The organism is Mucilaginibacter dorajii, assembly GCF_024808255.1.
Classification (GTDB): Bacteria; Bacteroidota; Bacteroidia; order Sphingobacteriales; family Sphingobacteriaceae; genus Mucilaginibacter; species Mucilaginibacter dorajii.
Genome location: NZ_JANTYS010000006.1, coordinates 214,517 through 238,338, shown reverse-complemented (window position 1 = coordinate 238,338; position 23,822 = coordinate 214,517). Strand labels below are relative to the sequence as shown.

Annotated in this window: 13 protein-coding genes; 8 read left to right on the top strand and 5 right to left on the bottom strand. The window is 41.4% G+C overall.

Translation table 11 applies throughout. The annotated features are described in order from the left end of the window. Positions 1-48 precede the first annotated feature (48 nt). On the bottom strand, positions 49-3,477 hold the full coding sequence (locus FHS10_RS10495; protein ID WP_259090170.1) for a TonB-dependent receptor: 3,429 nt from the start codon (positions 3,475-3,477) through the stop codon (positions 49-51). Positions 3,478-4,037: 560 nt separating this feature from the next. Continuing rightward, on the bottom strand, positions 4,038-4,835 hold the full coding sequence (locus tag FHS10_RS10490) for an SDR family oxidoreductase (protein ID WP_259090168.1): 798 nt from the start codon (positions 4,833-4,835) through the stop codon (positions 4,038-4,040). 83 nt (positions 4,836-4,918) lie between these two features. Between FHS10_RS10490 and FHS10_RS10485 the strand changes: the two genes are divergently transcribed. After that, complete coding sequence (locus FHS10_RS10485; RefSeq protein WP_259090166.1) at positions 4,919-5,260, top strand: winged helix-turn-helix transcriptional regulator; 342 nt, start codon at positions 4,919-4,921, stop codon at positions 5,258-5,260. Between the two features lie 303 nt (positions 5,261-5,563). Here the strand turns inward: FHS10_RS10485 and FHS10_RS10480 are convergent, their stop codons facing one another. From FHS10_RS10480 to FHS10_RS10470, 3 genes are all read right to left on the bottom strand, one after another. After that, on the bottom strand, positions 5,564-6,805 hold the full coding sequence (locus FHS10_RS10480) for a FecR family protein (RefSeq protein ID WP_259090164.1): 1,242 nt from the start codon (positions 6,803-6,805) through the stop codon (positions 5,564-5,566). 82 nt (positions 6,806-6,887) lie between these two features. Then, positions 6,888-7,493 (bottom strand): RNA polymerase sigma factor, encoded by a 606-nt coding sequence (locus tag FHS10_RS10475; RefSeq protein WP_259090163.1) that lies wholly within the window; start codon positions 7,491-7,493, stop codon positions 6,888-6,890. 710 nt (positions 7,494-8,203) lie between these two features. Continuing rightward, the gene (locus FHS10_RS10470; protein ID WP_259090162.1) at positions 8,204-10,540 is read right to left on the bottom strand and encodes an alpha-L-rhamnosidase C-terminal domain-containing protein; all 2,337 of its coding nucleotides are present in this window, start codon (positions 10,538-10,540) and stop codon (positions 8,204-8,206) included. A 459-nt stretch (positions 10,541-10,999) separates the two neighbouring features. Here FHS10_RS10470 and FHS10_RS10465 point away from each other — a divergent pair, with 459 nt between their 5' ends. The 7 genes from FHS10_RS10465 to FHS10_RS10435 all read left to right on the top strand — a co-directional run bounded on the left by FHS10_RS10465 (position 11,000) and on the right by FHS10_RS10435 (position 23,809). Beyond that, the gene (locus FHS10_RS10465) at positions 11,000-14,251 is read left to right on the top strand and encodes a glycosyl hydrolase (RefSeq protein ID WP_259090160.1); all 3,252 of its coding nucleotides are present in this window, start codon (positions 11,000-11,002) and stop codon (positions 14,249-14,251) included. Positions 14,252-14,839: 588 nt separating this feature from the next. Further along, positions 14,840-17,983, top strand: a complete 3,144-nt coding sequence (locus FHS10_RS10460) for a SusC/RagA family TonB-linked outer membrane protein (RefSeq protein ID WP_259090157.1) — start codon at positions 14,840-14,842, stop codon at positions 17,981-17,983. A gap of 12 nt (positions 17,984-17,995) precedes the next feature. Further along, the gene (locus FHS10_RS10455) at positions 17,996-19,819 is read left to right on the top strand and encodes a RagB/SusD family nutrient uptake outer membrane protein (protein ID WP_259090155.1); all 1,824 of its coding nucleotides are present in this window, start codon (positions 17,996-17,998) and stop codon (positions 19,817-19,819) included. A gap of 18 nt (positions 19,820-19,837) precedes the next feature. Further along, positions 19,838-20,542 carry a DUF3823 domain-containing protein gene (locus tag FHS10_RS10450; RefSeq protein WP_259090153.1) on the top strand — a complete coding sequence of 235 codons (705 nt, stop codon included), beginning with the start codon at positions 19,838-19,840 and terminating at the stop codon, positions 20,540-20,542. Between the two features lie 23 nt (positions 20,543-20,565). Beyond that, complete coding sequence (locus FHS10_RS10445) at positions 20,566-21,720, top strand: hypothetical protein (RefSeq protein WP_259090150.1); 1,155 nt, start codon at positions 20,566-20,568, stop codon at positions 21,718-21,720. An 83-nt stretch (positions 21,721-21,803) separates the two neighbouring features. After that, the gene (locus FHS10_RS10440) at positions 21,804-22,805 is read left to right on the top strand and encodes a family 43 glycosylhydrolase (protein WP_259090149.1); all 1,002 of its coding nucleotides are present in this window, start codon (positions 21,804-21,806) and stop codon (positions 22,803-22,805) included. 2 nt (positions 22,806-22,807) lie between these two features. Then, entirely contained in the window at positions 22,808-23,809 is a 1,002-nt protein-coding gene (locus FHS10_RS10435) for a family 43 glycosylhydrolase (RefSeq protein ID WP_259090146.1), read from the top strand. The last annotated feature ends 13 nt before the right edge of the window (positions 23,810-23,822 follow it).

The window sequence follows — 23,822 nt, the reverse complement described above, 5'->3', positions numbered from 1 at the left end:
TGTATGAATTTAACAGGTGTAAATTAATTGTGCCTAAAATTCAGGGGCTTATCTTATTGACATGTTTAAACCTATATTAAACACGCGCTGAATAGGATAACCAAGGCCGTTACCGCCCATTTCAACATCCCATAATTTGAATTTGCTGAAGTTGAGCAGGTTGCTTGCGTTTACATAAATTCTGAAATTAGAAAGGTGTAAGCTCTGTTGTAAACTTTGCGGAAGCTTGTAACCCAATTCAACCTGCTTAAGGCGTAAAAACGAACCATCGCGCATAAACCAGGTACTTGTTTGGTTATTATTGTTGTTGATATCCGGGCTCAGCCTTGGCCAAAGGGCATAAACGTTACGTGAATCTTCGGACCAGTGACTATCTGCATACGCTTTTAGCAATTGAGTCTGGTTATTGAAGGGTGATGTTGCATTGGCGTCAATCCAAAAAGATTCATTGCCCAGTCCCTGGAAAAAAGCAGAAAAATCAAAGTTCTTGTAGCCCATCGAAAACCCAAATCCATAAACAATTTCTGGTAATGTTGGGTTACCAATAGGAACCATATCTGCTGCTGTAATTTGACCATCGCGGTTTACATCGGTATATTTAATGTCTCCGCCCCCGTACGGGCCAAAATTTTGTTTGGGAGAGTTTGCCGCCTCTGCGTCATCAACAAACAGCCGCTCGGCAATATATCCGTATTGCTGAAAAATGGAGTGACCTATGCGGCTGCGGTATTTTTCGTCGTAAACGGGCTCTTCATAAACGGTAAATTTACTCCTGGCAAACGTAAAGTTGCCTGTTGCAGAAAACCAATAGTCTTTTCCAATATTTTGTTGATACTCTAAAGAGATATCCGTTCCTTTTCCGGCAGCTTCACCCACGTTTGACCTCACATCGGCTGTTAAGCCCATGGTTACAGGAATTGACGCGCGAGACATCAAAATATTTTTACGCTTTTCAGAATATACCTCGGCTGTTAGCTTGAGCTTATTAAAAAGTCCAACTTCAAGCGCGAGATTTGTTTTTGTCGATCGCTCCCAGGTGATATCATCATTGGCATACCGGGAGATGTTTACGCCATTTAAATAGGTGCTTGCACCCTGGCCGTTTCCGAAAGTAGCGCCCCGGTAATTTGCGTTCATATCAACGTTAGAGAGGTAAAAGAAACGATCTGACGGCGATCCGATGGCATCATTTCCGATAAACCCATAAGTGGCCCTCAACCTTAGGTTATTAACAACAGGTTTAATTTGTTCAAAGAATTTTTCGTTGGATATACTCCAGGCAACACCGGCAGATGGGAAATAACCAAACCGGTGTTTTGCAGAAAACCTCTCAGATCCGTTGTAACCAAAATTATATTCTAAATAATAACGGCTATCATAATTGTAAGTAGCCCTTCCGGATAACCCTATATTTCTGAATGGAAGGGATTGCTGAAGATCGGGAGCGTTTGCACTAACATTATTCTGCAACATGTAAACCAGCAAACCACTAAAGCCATGTTTTTTAAAGTTATGGTTATAGTTTAACATGGATTCGGTGTAAAAAGTAGAACTGAGGATTCTATCTCCCTGGCTGTAATCCAGGTATTCTGTTGCGGTGGGTTCGTTAATATTCTTTATGGAATAGGTATTGGCAACGGGATCATACCCGGTAAGCGTATAGAAATATGGGTTATAGGCCCTTCTTACATCAAAATATGAGGTGCGGTTGGTATTCATCATAATCCTGAAAGAAAGACCATCAATAACGCTTGACAAATCCTGCTTGGCCTCCAGCTGCGCCAGCATCAATGATCTTGAATAGTTCATATATCCACGGGTTAAATCCGCGTAAGGATTTGTGTACCCACCCTGGTCATAATTACCGTACATGATGTGTTTTACAAACGCGTGATCGGCATCAATAGGATAATATTGCGGAAAAAGCACCGGGTTGGAGTGCACAACTTTATTATACATCTCTGCTCCACCATCTAAAGGCCCGGTATAATCGTCGAAGTTTCCGCTTAACCGGACAATCATTTCGGTTGTTTTAGTGATGTTTATGGTGATGTTTGACCGAAGCGAATAGCTTGTTAAATCAATATTGTTATTAAAATTGTTCCGGTGATCTACATTTAACATCCCATTATCCTTATTTAAAGATCCAGATATAAAGTACTTGGCAACATCACCACCACCGCTTACATTTAGGTTTGCGCGCTGGTTCATGGTATAATCTTTAAAAACTTGTTTCTTCCAATTGTTGGCCGGATAAATAATAGGGTTTAGCCCTGCCTCGGTATTTGCAATCTTTTCATCGCTATATAGGGTTACACCCAAAGGGTTACGGGTTAATATAGCCTCATTAGATTGCCTCATGTAAGTAACAGGATCTGCCAGTTCAATATCCCGCACTGAAGTTGATATTGAATTTTCTAAACGAAGTGATATTTGCGCTTTCCCTACTTTACCTTGTTTGGTGGTTACCAGGATAACACCGTTTGCACCACGTGCACCATATACGGCGGTTGATGTGGCATCTTTCAAAATAGAAAAACTGGCAATATCATCCGGCTGTAAGCGTGCCAGATCTGTTGTACTTAATTCCATTCCATCAATCAATATCAACGGGTTATTTTTGTAACCAAAGGTTGTAACACCACGAATAAAGAAATCGGCATTGTCTTTGCCCGGTTCTCCCCCACGCTGGAAGGCAATAAGCCCCGCGGCACGGCCCGCCAAGGCAGTAGTTAAGTTACTCGACGGGATTTTTAGCTCAGACATTTTAATGGAAGTAACAGAACCAACCAGATCTGTTTTCTTTTGGGTTCCAAAAGCTACAACCACTACTTCACTTAAGGATTTCTTGTCGGATTTTAACAGTACATTTATCACGCTTTTACCAGATACCGGCACTTCCTGGGTAAGATAGCTGACAAAGGAAAACACCAGTACAGCATTATCATTTGGCACATCCAAAATAAACTTACCATTCTCATCTGTTTTTGTACCCATCCCGGTACCCTTTATTTTGATGGTTACCCCGGGTAGTACACCCACTGAATCCCTCACCGTGCCCGTTATAGTTATCTTTTGACTCCCTGCATTTACACTCTCAGACTCAGCTATTACCGGCTTTTTTTTAACAATAATGGTTTTTTGTTCAATAAGGTAGGTAACAGGCTGCCCTTCAAAACTTTTTTTTAAGGCATCATCAATGGTTGCATTTTTAAGATCAAGGCTAATCAACTTGGTGTTTTTTAGCGAGTTTGGATTATAGAGAATGTTAAAGCCGGTTTGAGCTTTAATATCTTTTAAAACATTTTCAAGCGTTGCCTCTTTGGTTTTCAGGTTAACTTTTTGCCCGTAACTGGCTGCGCTAACCTGCAAAAATGTGGCAATTAATAAAATAATGGTAAGCTTCATTATCTTGATACATTTGAGCATAATGCGGGAGTTTATACCGCAGCAAAATGCCGTGTAAGTTTTATACATTTGGAATTAGGTTTATGAAATGAAAGTTGTTTCTTATAACGGGAATGATTTCAATAGGCCAACGTTGACCAGGGTTGTCGCAAGCAATCCTGGTTTTGTTTTTGCCTTAAAGCTTAGTAAGGTTAGTTCATAGTTGTTCTCCTTTCTTTTTTGCAGGTCATTGTTTTCTTTAATTGAAAACCTGTTTATAGCTTTCTTGCTCCCTTTGTTTTATTTTAACAAAACAGGATACGAGACCACTTATTTAGGTATTGGTATGATAAAGACGGATATCGAAAAAAAAAGGGGGGAGTAAAACAGATTTTTTATTAAATATGTTAATAAGTAAAGTTAGCGTGACAGTTTTATGCTAAGATCATGTTACAAAAAAGCCCCTGCTAAAAAGCAAGGGCGTCGAAAATATTATATGTATGGTCGAAAATTAACTCCTCATTGTAGCCAGATTAATTACAAAGCGATATTTCATGTCACCTTTTTCCAAGCGTTCAAAAGCTTCTCACATAGTTGACGTCAATAATCCCAGATTCAGCAGTAATTGACTTTTTACGAAAGGTAGCAAATCAAAAAGTCTGTAAGCTTTGGAACCATTTTGTAGTCTCCTGCCTGGAGGCTTCCGGGCCTATTTCCAGGCGCCTGGCATATATCTGCCTTGCAGCCCCGCCTGCCGGATAGCGCAATTGGTCTTTACCATCAGTTGCCGCTTCATAAATAACTTCGGCGATTTCTTCAGGTGCGGTTGCCGGCTGAATACCGCTCATCATTTTCTGTATGACCCCATCATATAAGGGATGTGAGACCACATCAGCCGAACTAAACAGAGATGTTTTTGTAGCATCTGGTGAAACTGATTTAACACCTATATTAAATATAGACAACTCGATCGCTAAACATTCGCTCAAGCCTTCCAATGCCCATTTTGTGGAGTTGTATATATTGCTCAACGGATAGCCGGTAAGTCCGGCCATAGAAGTTGTGTTAATAAATAAACCTTCCTTCTTTTCCCTGAAATAAGGAATAAAAGCCTGTATAACATGTAACGGGCCTAAAACATTGGTGTTGATCTGTCGCATGATCTGCTCATCGTTTACAGCTTCCACCGGGCCAAATAATCCATGCCCTGCATTATTCAACACAACGTCGATATTGGTTAACGCAATCGCTTTTTCTACCGTGGCCTTTATTTGTTCCGCATTGGTCACATCTAACGGTAGGATCGTCATATTTTCAAGTTGTGCCAGTTCCGTTTCTTTTTCAGGGCTTCTCATTGTTGCGATTACGTTCCATCCTTTGGAATGAAAAAATTTTGCTGTTGCTTTTCCGATGCCGGATGAAGCACCTGTAATGAAGATCGTTTTCATAAATTATTTTTTAAAATTGATTATACATCAAAAGTAGATATTAGAAAGTATACATTTGATACCTGTATCCTAAAGTATACTTAATGACAGAGCAGGAAATAAAATTCAAAGAAAAGATCAAAGCCATCCAAGATACGATGTATGTAATCGGTGGTAAATGGAAAATTGTCATTATCCTTTCTATTTACAATGGTAACAAGCGGTTTAATGACATCGTAGCTTCTATTCCTAAAATCACTAATCGCGTATTATCAAAAGAGTTGAAGCACCTGGAAGAAAATTTACTGATCAGCAGAAAAGTAATTGATGAATACCCTGTCAGAATTGAATATACGCTGACAGAATATTGTTTAAGTATTGATGAATTAGCGGGCCCGATGGAAAAATGGGGCAAAAATCACATGAAGAAAATCAGCGGGAAATAATAAAAGAACTAGTGCAATTCTAATGAATACCGGCTGCTAAATAAACATTAGTTATCTGTCAAATAATGTCATATCAACTTGGCTTAATAGTATAACATTTACTTCACTTATTTACAAAATAATTATAGCGCTCAAAATTAAAATGGGCTAATATTTAACGCACAACCATAAATGGGATCTAAAGCAAATGAAATGGCCAATTCTATTGAGATGTAACAGGTTAAAATAGCACAATTTATGACCAACGGCTATAACAAAGTTATTTGAGCACTGTGGTGCCATACAAAATAATTACCTGGAATATTAGGACACTATAATTGTTCTGTTATTAATAGTAAAGGAAACGGTACCTGTCAATTGCAGCATTTTCAGCACTTCGGTTACGTCACTGTATTTTGATATCACACCAGAAAAACCTTTTCCACGCATATCGCCACGATATTCTACCTGAACATTGTACCACCTGGAAATCTTGCGCATTACAACATGGATATCTTCATTATCAAACTGAAAGAAACCCTTTTTCCAGGCTACTGCCGAAGCAGTATCGGCTGCATTTACTTTAAAATTGCCGCCATCCAAATCTGACTGTTGCCCGGGCTTAAGCATTGCCGCAGAATTGGCAGTATGCTGATCGTCTTCCATTAATGTATTCACTTTTACCGAACCTTCCAGTAAGGTTGTTTTTACGGTATTCTCCTCTCGATAATCATTTACATTAAACCTGGTGCCCAATACTTGTATTTTTTGTCGCCCGCTTAAAACAACAAAGGGCAGCCTTTCATGTTTACTTGAACCCTTTTGAGGGCTAAAAACCTTCTCCACCTCAAAATAAGCCTCGCCGGTTAACTCAACCATACGTTCATTTGCTGCAAACTGTGCCGGGAATTTTATAGATGATGCCGCATTTAACCAAACCTTTGATCCATCGGGAAGTATAACCTCGTATTGGCCACCATATGGTGTTGTGATGGTATTGAATAAGGGTTGTGCTGTTGCGGAGCTGACTGTGCCGGAAGCAACATTTGCCTGGTAAACCACTACTCCCGCACTTGTTTTTTTTATCGTGAAGTTAGATTGAGCGGCTATAGCTCCATTGGCTGCATCCTCTAAATCAATCTTTTTACCATTACTCAAAGTCAAAGTGGCTTTATTGCCGCCGAAGGAGATTTTATGCTGATGGTTATTAGCCACTAAATTCTGTGGCGCATTTTTTTTAAATAGATAGGCACCAACAGCAATAAATAACAGCGCGGTAGCTGCCATGTACCATTTTTGCAGCCCCCGGAAATCTTTTTTAATGTTTTTTTTTGAAGGCAGGTTAGATTTTAAAATGGCTTCTAACTGAAGGTTCAAAGCTTCTTCTGATTCCTCGTTGAGTATTAGGCCTTCATCTGTCTCTTGAAATTGCTTCTCTACAAGTTGCCGGAACATACTATCATAGGACCTATCCGATAGTAATTTTAATACCTCATCTGCTTCCTTTTCAGTACATTCATTTTTTACCAGTTTTTCAAAAAGAATTGACAATTCCCTGTAGTTCATCTATCAACAGTTATACGTTGTACTAAAGACGTAATTCAAACAAATATGGGGGGCTCAATCAAATTAAAAAACTGTGCACCTATTAACAATGCAAAACTATATAAAAACAAAGCATCAAAAATGTAACAATTTCCATGTTCTTTGTCATGTATGATTTTACAAGGTTTTTTGCCTTAGATAGGTATTCCTTTACAGTGTAGGGAGATATGTCGAGTTTTGTAGCGGTTTCTTTATAACTAAATCCATCAATTTTAATGAGCTGATAAACCTGTCGTTGTTGCGGCGATAGTTCTGCCAGTGCCTGATTAAGCAAATTTTCACTTTCTTTGAAAAATATTTTTTCTTCTATATGAGAATAATGTTCTATAATGTTTGATTTGAAATGGGCTGTCATTTTCCTGTCGCTTTCCAGCTTTCTGTAAAAATCACACACCAGGTTTGAGCCGGCCCTATATAAATATGCTGCAAAATCAGACTCATAGCGTATAACTTCCCGCTGCTGCCATATTCGTGAAAATAAAATCTGAATCATTTCTTCTACTACTGTTTCATCCTTTACCATTTTGTACATGTTGATGTACATTTTGCCGCTATACTTTTTGTAAAGCTCGGTAAATGCCAAAACATTGCCCTGTTTTAGTAAATTAGTTAGCTCAAAATCAGATTTGTTAGTGCAGGAACTCCTCATTTATTTAGTTACATTAATTTAGTCATTGCCAATAATTTGAGTTTAAAATCCTAATACACGAATGGTGTTGATACACTTTTTCATATTTGCTTTTGCCCTGGAATTAATGCCAAAAAATCGCATGCAGGTGTCATAAATCGATAAAACGTTTTATCTTATAATAAATACGAAAGCTAATGCTCATCATATTCGTATTCAAAACCTTACCATTCCCAAACTGGCTTGATGGCGATAATAATTGGTTGCCCTAAAGTATGTTTTCGGCTTAAGGTAACTATCCTTTACTGTCTTTTAGGATTATCCCATTCCTGAGTCAGGGTAAACGCATCTAAATAGTTAATGGCGATAAGCTGTTATTTAATAATAATTAATGGAATAAGCTTATGGCATTGGGAAAGTAAAGCATCAAACAATACCTTGTTTTTATTGCATGGTCCAGGTTAAATGATCCAGGTATCGAAGGGAATTGTATCGGTCAATAACAGGCACAAATATTGGGATGCGCCTAAATTGCGCATCCCAATATTTTATGTTAACCTTGTAAAAATACAAAACATTGATTATCAGATAACTAAATGAAATTAAATCTGAAATATGTTAAGTTATGTTAACCCAATCAGATGCGTTTGCCCTGATTCCTGAGTAGATGAAATAAATACTTTTGCTCACTAATGTCCATGGTTCCAATAGTGGCAGCCTAATTATTTGAATCATTTGAGTTTATCAAAAAAAACACCGCTCAAAGCTGCATTTGGGCCACGCACCTGGTTTATACGAAGCCTTATGCTTCCCGAATAATTAAATACAAGGTATTTTCCATTTTGATAGTTCCGTATCATCTGAACGGGAGCCAGGAGCTTATATGTTTTACCGTCAAATATTTCCAATACCGACCGCCTTGAAGCTTTATCCCAATCTAAAAAATATAATGCCAGCTGGTGAGTATCTCTGTTGTTTACGTTAACGTCAATAGTCATGGTTTCAAGTAGTGGTATGGGATCCCGGGTTATTGCAGCGCCGAAATCCCTGACAATCCCTGCGGTGTCTGTTAATACCCTATTATCTCCGATAAGGTTGCTATGAACTTTGGCCTCATTCCTCAACACTACCGAAGCTATATAAGCAGGTAATTTTTGCAGATCTTTTGCACTATCAACACTGTTAAACAGCACAAATCCATCCTTTCCATAATGACCTTTCCATTTGCCCGATGTTGAACTATCCTGTTTGAAATTATTGATTATATAATTCCATGGCATGCTTACCGCCGGTTTAATTTTAAAAACCTTATCATAAATTACATGGCATGTATATTCTCCCGGCCCCAATCCTTCTATATTTAAATATCCTCCATGAATCTTTATATTATGAGTTATTGCATCTACGGGCTTTCCTTTCCATATCAATTTTCCATTTAAATAAAAAGATTTCACAGTATTTGCGCCTAACGGAATAGCTATCCGCTTTGCCCAGGTACCGCCAGGAATGGCTATAGTTGCAAACCCGGTTTTCAGGTTAAAACTGGCAGAAACAGGTCCTTGTAACGTTGGGGTGGTTCCGCTAACAGCACTTATTGTATCGGCTAAATGGGGTACAATTTCAAAGGTTTTAAAACCCGGCTCAAGCGGTTTAATACCCAGTACTTCTTCAGATAGCCATTTAACAACTCCAGCGCTCCAGGGATGTGTGAGGCTGGTATAGGTACATTGATTATTGGGCACTGCGTCGTTTTTACCGAGTATATTGTTCCAGCTGGGGCGATACACTTCAAAAAAAGTTGTTCCGCCATATTTTAGCTGGCCGCCCCAACAATCCTTAATGGCACTTATTGCATCGCTGTATTTTTGCATTTTCGCCATCGCCCCAATAATAAAGTACTCATTAAATGGCGAGTAAGAGACCCGGTTTACCCTATCGGTAAAATTACTTTTATAAAAAATATCATTTTCGGCGGCTGTAGTGAGCCCGGTATTAACGGCATCTGCCGAAGAATGAAGCCCATAGTTTTGCTGCCAGTTATTTTTGCTTCTTGCTTCGGCAATTTTTTGCGTGGCATAATCCGTATATTTTTTTGCCAGATCTGTTCTGCCAATTTGCTTCATTAGCCGGCCAAATTCCAACCACGCGCGAATACTAACCATGGAGTAGGCATATTGCGATTCTGCTGTGTTCGCGTTTTCAAACCCTGCGCCCAACCGTTCATCCCAACCAAAAAATTCCAGCCTGGGCGATTTTCCAAAATGTTCGTAAGCCCTATCCAGCTTATTACAGGCGTTATCAATATATTTTTGAGCAAATTCAACATCGCCTGTATAATTCACATAGTCAATAAGGCTTAAAACCCAGTAAAGCGCATAACTGGCTATTCCGTTGTCGAGTTTCGACGTGTAGTTTATATTGGTCTTCACAAAGTCGTAATTGCCAAAAGCGACCATTGAAGCCGCCTGCGCCACATAGGCATCGCCAGTCCATGAAAAGCGGTCTTGCCGTTCAATTAATATGGCACCAAAATAATTTTTAAGGAGATTTAATTTAACTGTATAAGCCCCTGTATACCATATCCGTGTAAGTTCGGGATCGCTGCAGGAAAAACTCCCCAGGTAATTGGTAGGTTTAACCTGGCAAACCAAACGTAAATTTTTCATATGCCAAACTCCACGATGCGCGAGCACATGTAGCCAGCCAAATCGTACCCCTTCATAAAGTTCGGGATTTAATTCTAACCGATAAGTTTGTCCGTGTTTAACTGGCACCAGCGTTTTAAAACGATGTACCGCGCCCTGGTTTACAATAGCCGGTTCATTATACTCACTTATGCTCATGGTTATGCTGCCTTTTAAATCATCAGATTCAAACTCCAACCAACCCGCATTAGTGCGCCCAAAATCAAGACGAATATCGCCTTCACCCTTTACAGTTATCACATTGTTTGTTTTGTAATTAACCATATCAAAACTTGCCGGATTGGACGTAACCCAACTGGTTGGCTGCAAAGGATAACTTTCTAAATCGTCGGTAGCTTTAGGGTTACCCCACCTGTAGTTCATAACCGGATCAGGTGACATGGAATTCACCCTCCCACTTCTGCTTGCGGTAACCGGTGGATAGCCATTGATTTGCGCTTGTGCTGCGTACCCGCATCCAAAACAAAGTATACCAATAAAAATGTAACGAAAAATACATCTGAAATTTGTATTTACAGGCTGGGCAAATCCACGTGTGGGGTAAATCATGAAAATAATAATTGGAAAAGTTTCTTTATAACTGGTATCGACAACGAAGCTACAGTCCTTGCATCAAAATCTTATTGTTTAAAACCGGCTATTTTTTGCACTTTTTGATACGCAGTATGCGATACCGGCTAACTCAAAGGAATTACAGGATAGTAAAGGTTGCCGGTAAAAATATGCAACATTATCATTGTAGGAACAAACCGATTATTTAAACCTATGCATCAAACCAACCAAACCGGGGTTATTAATGATGCCTGTTAAAACTAAACCCCTATGCCATTATTAAAAAACATTTGTGTAAGCCTCATTTTGCTTTGTTTGATTGCACATGGTGCAGAAGGTCAGCCCCGCGATGCAGCTAAAGCAAAACAAACAGCAAATCTCAAAGCACTTGAAAGCGTCTTTACAGCGGGGAGCGATTCTATTCAAACCAGTGTTTACTGGTATTGGCTATCCGGCAATGTTTCAAAAGAAGGGGTGATCAAAGATCTGGAAGCCATGAAAAAAGTTGGTATTAACAGGGCATTTATAGGTGATATAGGCTTGAATGATGTACCGCATGGAAAAGTAAAATTCCTTTCGGACGAATGGTGGGATATTTTGCACACCGCTCTTAAAACAGCTACCCGTTTAAATATTAAAATAGGGTTATTTAACGGCCCGGGCTGGAGTCAGTCCGGAGGGCCATGGGTTAAACCAGAACAGACCATGCGCTACCTCACATCGTCGCAAATAATGGTTAAAGGCCCGGTATCTTTTAATAAAACATTAGCTAAACCGCAATTAAATTTTCAGGATGTAAAAGCGCTCGCTTATCCGGTTCCTCCTGATTATGATACCGACATCAGCCAGTTAAACCCCACCTTCTCGTCGCAACCGTTTACAGATTCGCTAAACAACCTGATGGACAATAATGAGGCAACCGGTATTCACTTTAAACAAGGTCAAAAACTTTCCCTCGATATAAATACACAAAAACAATATACAGTACGTAGCGTAACCGTATTAACCCTGCATCAGGCGGTTTACCTGGAAGGTGATATACAGGCTAAAATAAATAATGAATATGTAACTGTTAAGCATTTTATAATTGACAGGCGAAGCCCTGCCCTAAATTTTGGTTTTTTACCATGGGCGAGATCGGTTATTTCGATACCGGCTACCACGTCGGCCGGTTTTAGATTATTGCTAACCAACATATCTGCCAACTCGGGTATAAGTGAAGTAAAACTCTCGTCAACCGCCATGATGGATAGTTATATGGAAAAAACGCTGGCTAAAGCGTGGCAAACAGAAGATTTAATCTGGGACGCTTACCTGTGGCCCACACAACCCAATGAACCATCAAGCTATGTAATTGACCCTGCAAAGGTAGTTGATGTTTCTAAATATATGAGCGCTGATGGTACGCTAAGCTGGGCAGTTCCCTCCGGGAATTGGATTATTGAACGCACTGGTATGACGCCAACCAATGTGCATAATGGACCGGCAACGCCCGAAGCCACAGGCTTTGAAACAGATAAAATGAGCAAAGAGCATATCAAAGAACACTTTGATGCCTATGTGGGGCAGGTATTAAAACGGATTCCGCCCCAAGACCGTAAAACATTCACCGTTGTAGTGGCAGACAGTTACGAAACCGGTAGCCAGAACTGGACAGATTTGCTCATCCCTGAATTTAAAAATAAATTCGGTTATGATCCTGCGCCGTTTATCCCGGCATTACAGGGAAAAGTAGTTGGAAGTGCCGACCTCTCTGATCGTTTCCTGTGGGATCTTCGCCGCTTAATTGCCGATGATGCTGCATTTAATTATGTAGGCGGACTGCGGGAGGTAAGCCATAAACACGGGCTTACTACCTGGTTAGAGCCATATGGCTATTTTGGGTTTCCGGCGGAGTTTTTGCAATATGGAGGGCAATCTGACGAAGTAGCCGGCGAATTTTGGCTCGACGGGCGGTTAGGCACATTAGAAAACAGGGCCACGGCTTCTGCCGCCCATATCTATGGCAAAATTAAAGTATCTGCAGAGTCCTTCACTTCTGCGGGCGCTGCGTGGCGCTCATATCCAGCAAGTTTAAAGGCACGCGGCGACCGTTTTTTTACAGATGGCATTAATAACACCTTGCTGCATGTTTTTATTCACCAGCCAGAAAATGAACCTAAACCGGGCATAAGCGCGTGGTTTGGCACAGAATTTAACAGGGGAAATACCTGGTTCTTTGATATGGATGTTTTTGTAAAGTATCTTAAACGCTGCAACCTGATGCTGCAACAAGGCCGGTATGTAGCCGATGCAGCCTACTTTATTGGCGAAGACGCCCCCAAAATAATGGGCATTACCAATCCCGAGCTGCCCAAAGGATATTCTTTTGATTATATTAACGGAGATGTGATAAAAGGCAGCTTAACAGTAAAGAACGGCAAGCTTACCTTACCTAACGGCATTACCTACAGTATACTGGTATTGCCTGATCAAAAAAACATCCGGCCGGAATTGCTGGCAAAGATAAAGAAGCTGGTACAAAATGGCGCTGTGGTACTGGGGCCAAAGCCAGAGCGATCTCCAAGTTTGCAAGGGTATCCCCAAGCAGATCAACAGGTAAAATCCATAGCCGACGAATTGTGGGGCAACGCCGATGGTATAAAAATCAAAGTAAATCATTACGGCAAAGGATTAGTTATCAATGGTATGGCTATGCAGGACGCATTAAACCTAATCAAAGTAATACCCGACTTTACCGTAAACAGCGACTACGCTCCTCTTTTTATTCACAGGCAATTAAAAGATGGGGCGATCTATTTTATTTCCAATCAAAAAAACGAGACCATTAATATCAATGCCACATTCCGGATAAAGGGGAAAAGACCGGAATTATGGGATGCTGTAACGGGAAGCGTTCGTGATTTGCCCAACTATCTTCAAACTGATACAACCACTTCCCTACCCATCCGGCTTGCGGCTAATGGAAGCGCATTTATAGTTTTCAGGAAGGATGAAACTAAGAGCAGCAACACAAAATCCAACTATCCACTTGTTGAAAAAAGCATAAACATTACAAAACCGTGGACAGTGACCTTCGACGCCAATATGCGCGGACCCGAAAAACCTGTAATATTCAACACATTAACAGACTGGTCGCTAAGCACAAATGACAGTATAAAATATTATTCGGGCAAAGCATTCTACTACAACACCGTTCCTATAAGCAAAATAGAAAAAGGTGTAACCTACATGCTTGACCTGGGTGTGGTAAAAGACATTGCCAAAGTAAACCTGAATGGAATTGATTTGGGCGGCTGCTGGACACCACCCTACCAGGTTGACATCACCAAAGCACTTAAACCGGGTGAAAACAAGCTGGAAATAAAAGTAGTGAATACCTGGGTTAACCGTTTGCTGGGCGATGCGCTATTACCTGCCGGGCAAAGGAAAACAACGGTGGTGCTTGGCCCCGACCAGGGCGCTGGTTTAGAATCATCGGGATTATTAGGCCCTGTTAAAGTTAACTTACTTAAATATTAGCTGATGCTTAACGCCCCGTATCTCAATCCGGGGCGTTCAACTCAATGAGATGATACCTTATATACTTCTTTTTTAGAATTTCACTTTAACTCAATTGGTATATCTCCAATAGTGCTGCTATTGGTTGTGTGTTACGTCCAACTATCGCCATTAGCCCTTTAACAATCACATGCTCAAAAATGGTCGCAAAAAAGTGAATTGGTAAAATATCATGACAACGCAATGTCCACCAGCATGTCATGTTTAAATAAAGTGATTTTACTATCATTTACACCTTAATAATGAAAAAATCCGCAATCGATTGCGAAAAATCTTCCAAAAGACCCTTTTTAGGGGTTTTTATAGCCAAAATTAATCTATTATTTATTTTTTATTAATCTCTGCCTCTTCTTTTGTACTCAGTATTATAAACCAATTATAGCGCTTGCCGGGCAGTCTTTTGCTTTACAGGCGATGTATAACCAACCAATAAGCTATGTACAAATATCCACCTAACCCGCCTTGAGCGTGCTGTTTTCACGCATCATTTACTGCCCCTAACCAGGGCAAACAATTCCAATTAACCTTAACTATTAACAGAGAGACAATATGAAAAAAATTCAATACTTACTTATACTTCTCCTCCTATCGCCGCTTGGTTTGTTAGCCCAGCAAATTTCCATTAGCGGAAAAGTAATAGACTTAACCGATGGGTCAACACTTCCGGGGGTAAGTGTAAAAATTAAGGGCACAACTACCGGCGCTATTACCGATATAAGCGGTAAATTCCTGATTGTAGTGCCTAACACCGACGCCATTTTACAATTATCATACATCGGCTTTCAAACCCAGGAAATTGCGGTTAAAGACATAAAAGATGGCGTTATAGCTTTAAGAACAACCAACAAAAGCCTTGATGAGGTGGTAGTTGTGGGTTATGGTGTACAAAAAAGAGCAACGGTAACAGGCTCTATCGCCACACTCCAAAGCAAAGAGATCATCACAACAAAAAACGAAAGTGTTACAAATATGCTAACCGGTAAAATACCGGGCATACGCATTGTTCAAACCACTGCCGAACCAGGATCTTATGCCAATAAATTAAATATCAGGGGTTACCAGGGATCGCCATTAATTGTAGTTGACGGTGTAATTGCCGGCAACGACCAGGCCATTATTGGTAAAATGGACCCCAATGAGATTGAAAACATCTCTGTATTGAAGGATGCCGCAGCATCTATATACGGTATGCGGGCTGCCGGGGGCGCCATTTTAGTAACCACAAAAAAAGGTGGTAAGAATGGTAAAATCAATGTTAATTATTCGGTTAACAACTCTGTCCAAACGTTTTTGGGCATGCCCGAAGGCGTAGGCGCTGTAGATTACATGATGCTTACTAATGAAAAAGTTAAACGCGATTTTGCCAATAACTTTGTAGCCAATGTAACGCCGCAATACTCATATGCCGATATTCAACCGTACCTGAATGGAACACGTAAATCGGCCGATTGGTCGAGCCTGGTTTTCAATAAAACAGCCAGCCAAATAAGCCACAATTTAAATATTGACGGCGGAAATGATAAGATAAGCTATTTCTTCAACTTTGGCTACCAAAAGCAGGATGGTGTTTTTAAAACCGGAGATTTAAATTACAATAAGTATAATTTCCGTTCAAACGTTACTGCCACCATTACTAAAGGTTTAAAGGCACAGGTATTAACAAATGCCTACATGGATCAAAAAAATCAGCCTTATACTGATGAATGGACTGTTTACAAATATACCTGGAACCAGATCCCTATTCACCAGATATATGCTAATGACAACCCCCTGTATCCGGCTGTAATGGATGATAACATGAACCCATCCATCATAACAGATGATAGTAAAGTGGGTTTTAAAACAAGCAAAAATAAAAGCATCACAAGCCAGTTAAACTTTACTTATGATATCCCCGGCATACCCGGGCTGAATGCCAAAGCTTTGTTTAACATTGATTATGGAGTTAATGATTTTAACCAGATCAAAAGGGCATACTCATTGTATACTTACAGCGCGGCCGACAATACTTATATACCAAGCCTGGTAAACTCGCCATCGGGCATAACCCGTGCTTATTACACGCACTTTAATACCCTAAGCCAGTTAACATTAAATTACATGCATACGTTTGCCCGGGATCATAACGTAAATGCTACCATCGCCTATGAGCAAAGTCATGAAACGGCCGATAACTTTAATGCCTACCGGGATATTGAAATTCCGATAAATTATTTATTTGGCGGTTTGCAAAACTCAAACATGTCTGGCGGTATGGATGCCGGCGCTTTATCAGATCGTGCCCACAGAAGTATTATTGGCAGGGCCAATTATGATTATAAAGGAAAATACCTTGCAGAGTTTAGCTTCCGTCGTGACGGTAATAACCTGTATAAGCCGGGTGCCGATCAATGGGGCTTCTTCCCCGGCGGCTCAGTTGGATGGGTTTTAACAAAAGAAAACTTTTTCCGCAGCCTTGTTTCAGAAAATATTCTTTCAAACCTAAAAATCAGGGCTTCTTACGGCCAGGTTGGTGATGAGGCTAACGCCCCTGCTTTTAACTATATTGATGGTTATACCTACCCGGTAAACACTTACATTTTTGGTGCCAGCGCGGTAAACGGATCGGCCCCCAAACTTGGTAACCCTGGTTTAACATGGTCTGTAAGCACTATAAAAAACGTGGCGATTGACTTTGGCTTGTTTGGCGGTAAAGTAGACGGTACTATTGAGGTTTTCAGAAATGACAGGACCGGATTACCTGCACAGCCGGCCGTGGCCCTGCCGGGCACAGTAGGTGCAGATGTACCACAAATAAACTATGGCAGCGACAGAACACAAGGTTTAGATTTTAGCCTGTCGTACCGCAATACCTTTGGTGCCTTTGGCGTAAATATTACCGGTAATATTGGTACCACCCGCTTAGAGCGACTTAAAGTTTTAGAAGGCACTGCAGGCAACGAATACCTGGCCTGGAAAAACAGCCAATCAAACAGATATCAGAATATTTGGTGGGGTCCAGAATACGCGGGCCAGTTTACCACTTATAAACAAATTTACAATTACGGCATAAATACCGGCGGTGGCAACAACAACGTAGTACCAGGCGATTATTACTATAAAGACTGGAACAATGATGGTGTTATTGATGATAAGGACAGCCACCCCATAGCAACTAATGATATCCCATTGTACAATTACGGCCTTAACATTGGTTTAAGCTACAAAGGGTTTGATATGACCTTGCTTTTAGCAGGAGCTGCAGGTGTTTATGTACAATACGGCGAGCAGTTTGCTTCACCGTTAATGTATGGCAGAAGCGCGCTAACCCGTTTCCTTGATAGCTGGCATACAGCAGATCCTAATGCAAACGTATTTGATCCTAACACACAATGGGTACCTGGATTTTACCCGGCAATGGGTTCGCCAGACGCGCAAGGTACAAAAGCCATTCAAAACGCCAGTTACCTGCGCATAAAAACACTTGAATTTGGTTACTCACTATCCCCTTCGGTATTAAAAAGCATAGGTATCAGAAAACTCAGGGTTTATGTAAACAGTTACAACCTGTTAACCTTTACCGGTTTAAAAAACTATGATCCGGAGCATCAGGGGCCAAACCCAACAGATAATGGCAACTTCGGCGTAGCCCTTGGCGGATACACCTACCCAATGAACAGGACTTTTAATTTGGGAGCTAACGTTTCCTTTTAAACCATTTGACATATGAAAATTATACACAAATTAGTTATAGCACTATCTATCACAGTTGGAGCTTCGGTAACATCCTGCCAAAGGCTGGATATTCCGCCAACCAATATAGTTACCCCGGATATTATATATAGCAGCGAAGCGGGTGTTAAATCGTTTTTAGCAACTATATATCAAAACTTGCCCATCGAGGATTTTAAATTCAGACCCGATGCTGGTGGCGGTATCAGAACCGGATCAAACGACTGGGAAAACTTTTACAACGAAGCCTCGTGCATAGGTGAAGAAGTTGGTCCGTTTGGCGGCATGGATATTGCAAATGGCTTTGGTTACTGGCCGTATGGCGATATCAGAAACGTAAACATACTGATTACCGAATTGCCTAAGCACGTTGCCACCCTAACCCAGCCTACGGTAGACGCGCTTTTGGGCGAAGCTCATTTTTTAAGGGCATATTATTATTTTGCAATGGCAAAACGTTATGGTGGTATTCCAATCATAACTACCCCGCAAGATCCGGCTGCTCCCCTGTCACAGCTCCAGGTACATCGCGATAAAGAACAGGCTACCTGGGATTTTATAGCCGCTGAACTTGATTTAGGGTACAAAATGATGCCCGAAACCAGCGATGCCGGCCGGGCTAACAAATACGCCGCCGCCGCATTGAAATCAAGGGCTATGTTATATGCAGCCTGTGTTGCCAAATACGGTTCAGTAAACTTTGTTGACGGCCAGGCACGCTCATTAGGGTTGGTTGGTATCCCTGCAGACCAGGCAACCAAATATTTCCAGGCCGCTTATGATGCCGCGAAACTGCTTGATGGGAAATACTCGCTTTACAATGCCAATTCAGACAAAGTACAAAACTATGTTGACCTGTTTTTGAAAAGTGGCAGCCCTGAAAACATCTTTATCAAACAATACTCTATAGCTAACCATACAGCCCATAGCTGGGATGCTACCATGTCGCCGCGCTACTTTACAGCAAACGCGCTTTCACGCTCATACCCTACGTATGATTTTGTAAGCCTTTGGGGCGATTTACAGGTAACCAACAGCGATGGCACGCCAAAACGCTTTGACAACCGTGCACAACTACAACAGGGGCTTGAACCAAGGTTGCTGGCCACCGTTTATTTTCCGGGCGCAACTTTAAGGGGATTAACCTTTGATATGCAGCGTGGCATTTATCCATCATTTAGCGGTACTGCTGCTGCCGAGGTGGCCAAGCAGCCAAACTCACGCTCATACATACTTGCCGGCGATACCAAAACACTGTATAACGGTAAACAAATAATTGGCTTTACCGGCCCATGGACAGGCGGCGACGAGTTAACCCGTACAGGTTTTTACGTGCGCAAATATGTTGACTACAACAAACCACAGGCTGCTGTTGATCTGAACAGGAGCGAGCAGCCCTGGATTGACCTGCGTTACGGCGAAATATTGCTGAACCGCGCAGAAGCTGCCATGGAATTAGGCAACTCTGCAGATGCATTAACCAGCGTTAACCTTATTAGGGCCCGTGCCGGTGCAACGGCTTACTCTTTTATCGATTTGGATAAAGTACGCAAAGAAAGACGTATGGAGCTTGCTTTTGAAAACCAATATTACTGGGATTTAAAAAGATGGCGCACTGCCGATGTGGTGCTTGACCGCGCTCACTTTAAAGGCCTTATGCCGTACTATGTATTTAACGAAAACAAATACATTTTTATGGTCGAGCCCGAATTATTTAACCGTGAGTATACTTTCCAAAAGCAATTTTATTACGAAGGAATACCTGGCGATCAGATTGGTAAGAACCCTAATTTGCTCCCTAACAATCCTAATTATTAAGCCATTAAAATTTAAGATATGAAAAAACTAATTAACATAATTTTGGCAGGTGTAGCTATAATGGCAATTTCTGCCTGCACAAAAATAGATAATTACGCTGGGCCGGATGCTTCATTTCAGGGCAACATCATTTCATCCGAAGGTGGTAATTTACTTACTTCGGGAGGTAGTGTTACCATCAAACTGCAGCAAATTGGCTGGACAACCCCTCAAACCATCCCAAGTAAATTTGATGGCACTTTTGAAGATAGCAAGCTATTTCAAAGTAGCTACAAAGTTATACCTACAGGTGGTGCCTTTTGGCCGATATATGATACCGTTGTAGTAAAAATTGGTAAAGATACCAGGCACGATTTTACCGTTACGCCATATATCGTTATCAAAAACTTCACCTCCACTTTAACCGGCACAACGCTTACATTAAAATTCAATATTGTGGCCCCTATTGCAGCCGGCTTGCCAACCATTAAGGATATTCAACCCTATGTTAATACCACCAAACTTGTAGGTGCCGGAGCTTCTATCCGCGATTTTTCGGATGTGAACGCTATCACTATCAACAAGGAGTATACCGATATGAGCGATGCCGATAAAGCCATCACTTTAACTATTCCCAATCTTATTAAAGGCCGCACCTTTTTTGTGCGTGCAGGGGTGCGTTTAAGCGATAGTTACAACAGCTCTAATTTTTCGGAAATAGTGCAGGTAGATGTTCCTAAATAATTTAACCTAAAACCAAAAGGAAAATGAAATTTATTAAAACAATGATGGTTTTTTCCATCTTCATAGCAGCCATTGCAATTAGCGGCTGTAAAAAAGAGAAGTATTTATCACGGGATACATCCGGCTTAAAACCACCACCGCCCGTTGATACTACAACACCACCAGTGATAGATACATCTGTTGTTATTGACAATGCCGACAAAACTGATGGCTGGCAGGTAGCAGGCGGCGATCCGGCTTTGATAACAACCGGCCAAAAAGAAGGTGCCGGCTATATCAAGGGTACTATTAAAACAGGGCAAAACTTTATGCAGTTTATTAAAACCCTGCCTGCCCCGGTTAATACCAAAGTAACCTTAAGCACAGGCGAATTAAAATTCTGGTTTTATGTTCAGGATGTTTCGTTACTTAAAATAGACGGGCAGATACAGTTTAGCAGCTCTGGCGATCCGGATAAAAACCGTATTGGCTGGGCGATGGATAAAATTATACCAACGTTAAAAAATGGTTGGAACCATTTAGAGCTGAAATTTACCGACGGAGTGCCAACCAGCGACGGCGGCCCGGATTTAAAGGCCATGAATTTCTTTAAAATGTTCTTTTGGACAGCAGCAAACGCGGCAACAGATCAAGTTTATGGTATTGACGATATCAGGGTAGCAGCCGTGCCCCCTCCACCAGATGTTGTGATTGATAATGCCGACAAAACCGATGGCTGGCAGGTAGCAGGCAGCGATCCTATTTTGACAACAGCCGGCCAAAAAGAAGGCACAGGCTATATTAAGGGTACCATTAAAACAGGGCAAAACTTTATGCAGTTTATTAAAACGCTGCCTGCCCCTATTAATACCAATGAAACTTTAGCCACCGGCGAATTAAAGTTCTGGTTTTATGTTCAGGATGTTTCCTTACTGAAAATAGATGGTCAGATACAGTTTAGCAGCTCTGGCGACCCGGATAAAAACCGCATTGGCTGGGCGATGGATAAAATTATACCTACGTTAAAAAATGGTTGGAATCATTTAGAGCTGAAATTTTCTGACGGAGTCCCAACCGGTGACGGCGGCCCGGATTTAACGTCCATGAATTTCTTTAAAATGTTTTTCTGGACAGCGGCAAATGCAACAAGCGATCAAAACTATGGTGTTGACGACCTAAGAGTTGGCGCAAAACCATAATGTTGAAATAAGCCCCAATCAATACAATTAATTTACAATAATGCCGGGGAGAAGTTTCTCCCCGGCATTTTAAACAATTCCTGATGAAAATCAACAATCTGCTAAATCCGGAAGGAAAAAAAAAGAGAGCAAATTTATTTACCGCGATAATTACAAGCCTGGCTATCATTTCTTCGTCGCACTGTTTTGCTCAAGAGCAACCGGCATCATCAGTAGGAACCCCTTTTGTAACGGATATTTACACTGCCGACCCATCTGCTCACGTTTGGAAAGACGGTCGTCTTTATGTGTATCCTTCACATGATGTTGCACCTCCCCGTGGTTGCGACCTGATGGACCGTTACCACGTTTATTCAACCGATGACATGGTACACTGGAAAGATCACGGTGAAATCCTGAACGCCAGCCAGGTTGAATGGGGCCGCGCTGAAGGCGGCTTTATGTGGGCACCAGATTGTGCCTACAAAAACGGCACCTATTACTTCTATTTCCCACACCCAAGCGGTACAGCCTGGAATAGCACCTGGAAAATTGGTGTAGCCACCAGCAAAAGCCCGGCAAGCGGTTTTAAATCGCAAGGTTATATCAAAGGCCTCGAATCGATGATAGATCCTTGTGTATTTATTGACGATGATGGCCAGGCTTACTTTTATTACGGCGGCGGCGGTACGTGTAAGGGTGGTAAGCTAAAGGCCAACATGACAGAGATTGACGGCGAAATGAGCAAAATGGAAGGCTTAGAAGACTTTCATGAAGCCAGCTGGGTGCATAAGCGCAACGGTATTTACTACTTGTCGTATTCAGATAATCATGACGTTAACGGCAAGCACAATCAAATGCGCTATGCCACCAGTAACAATCCGCTTGGCCCATGGACTTATAAAGGCATTTACATGGACCCAACAGACAGCTATACCAACCATGGTTCTATAGTGAAGTTTAAAGGACAATGGTATGCATTTTACCACAATAGTTCCATTTCGCACCAGGATTGGTTACGCTCTATTTGTGTAGATAAGCTTTATTATAATGCCGATGGCACCATCAAAAAGGTTATACCAGGCGGCCCTATCAAAGGCAAATAAGTATGAAATATAAAGCGTTTCATATTTTCCTATCAGGCTTGCTGATAACAGCCGTCAGTTGCTCCAAAAAAAGCAGCACTGTAAAGGATACTCCTCCCGTTGTTATTGAAGACGCAAACGGCGATGGTTTTAAAAATCCTTTTATAACCGGCATTTACACTGCCGACCCATCGGCGCATGTTTGGGCTGACGGCAGATTGTATGTATATGCCTCCCATGATATCGATCCGCCGAGGGGTTGCGACCTGATGGATAAATACCACGTGTTCTCCACCGACGACATGGTACATTGGACAGATCATGGCCAGATATTGCAAGCCAGCGATGTAGATTGGGGCCGGCCCGAGGGCGGATTTATGTGGGCACCGGATTGCGCTTATAAAAATGGCACCTACTATTTTTATTTCCCGCATCCAAGCGGTACCGAATGGAACACCACCTGGAAAATTGGCGTGGCAACCAGTAAAAGCCCGGCAAGCGGCTTTAAATCACAAGGCTATATCAAAGGACTGGAATCGCTGATTGATCCCTGCATATTTGTTGACGATGATGGGCAAGCCTACCTTTATTACGGCGGCGGCAATGTTTGCAAAGGCGGCAAGCTTAAAGACAATATGATGGAGCTTGACGGCGATATGAAAACCATGGATGGCCTTACCGATTTTCATGAGGCCAGCTGGGTACATAAGCGTAATGGCGTTTACTACCTCTCCTATGCCGATAACTTTAACCAGGCCGGGAAATATAACCGGATGAGGTATGCCACCAGTAACAGTCCGCTTGGCCCGTGGAATTACAAGGGTGTTTATATCGACCCGACAGATAGCTTTACTGATCATGGCTCCATTGTGGAGTTCAAAAATCAGTGGTACGCCTTTTACCATAACAGTTCTCTTTCACATAACGATTGGCTTCGCTCCATCTGCGTAAATAAACTGTATTACAACGCCGACGGCACCATCCGTAAAATCATCCAGACAGATTTAAATGGTATTAAAAAATAAATGCATCTAAAAA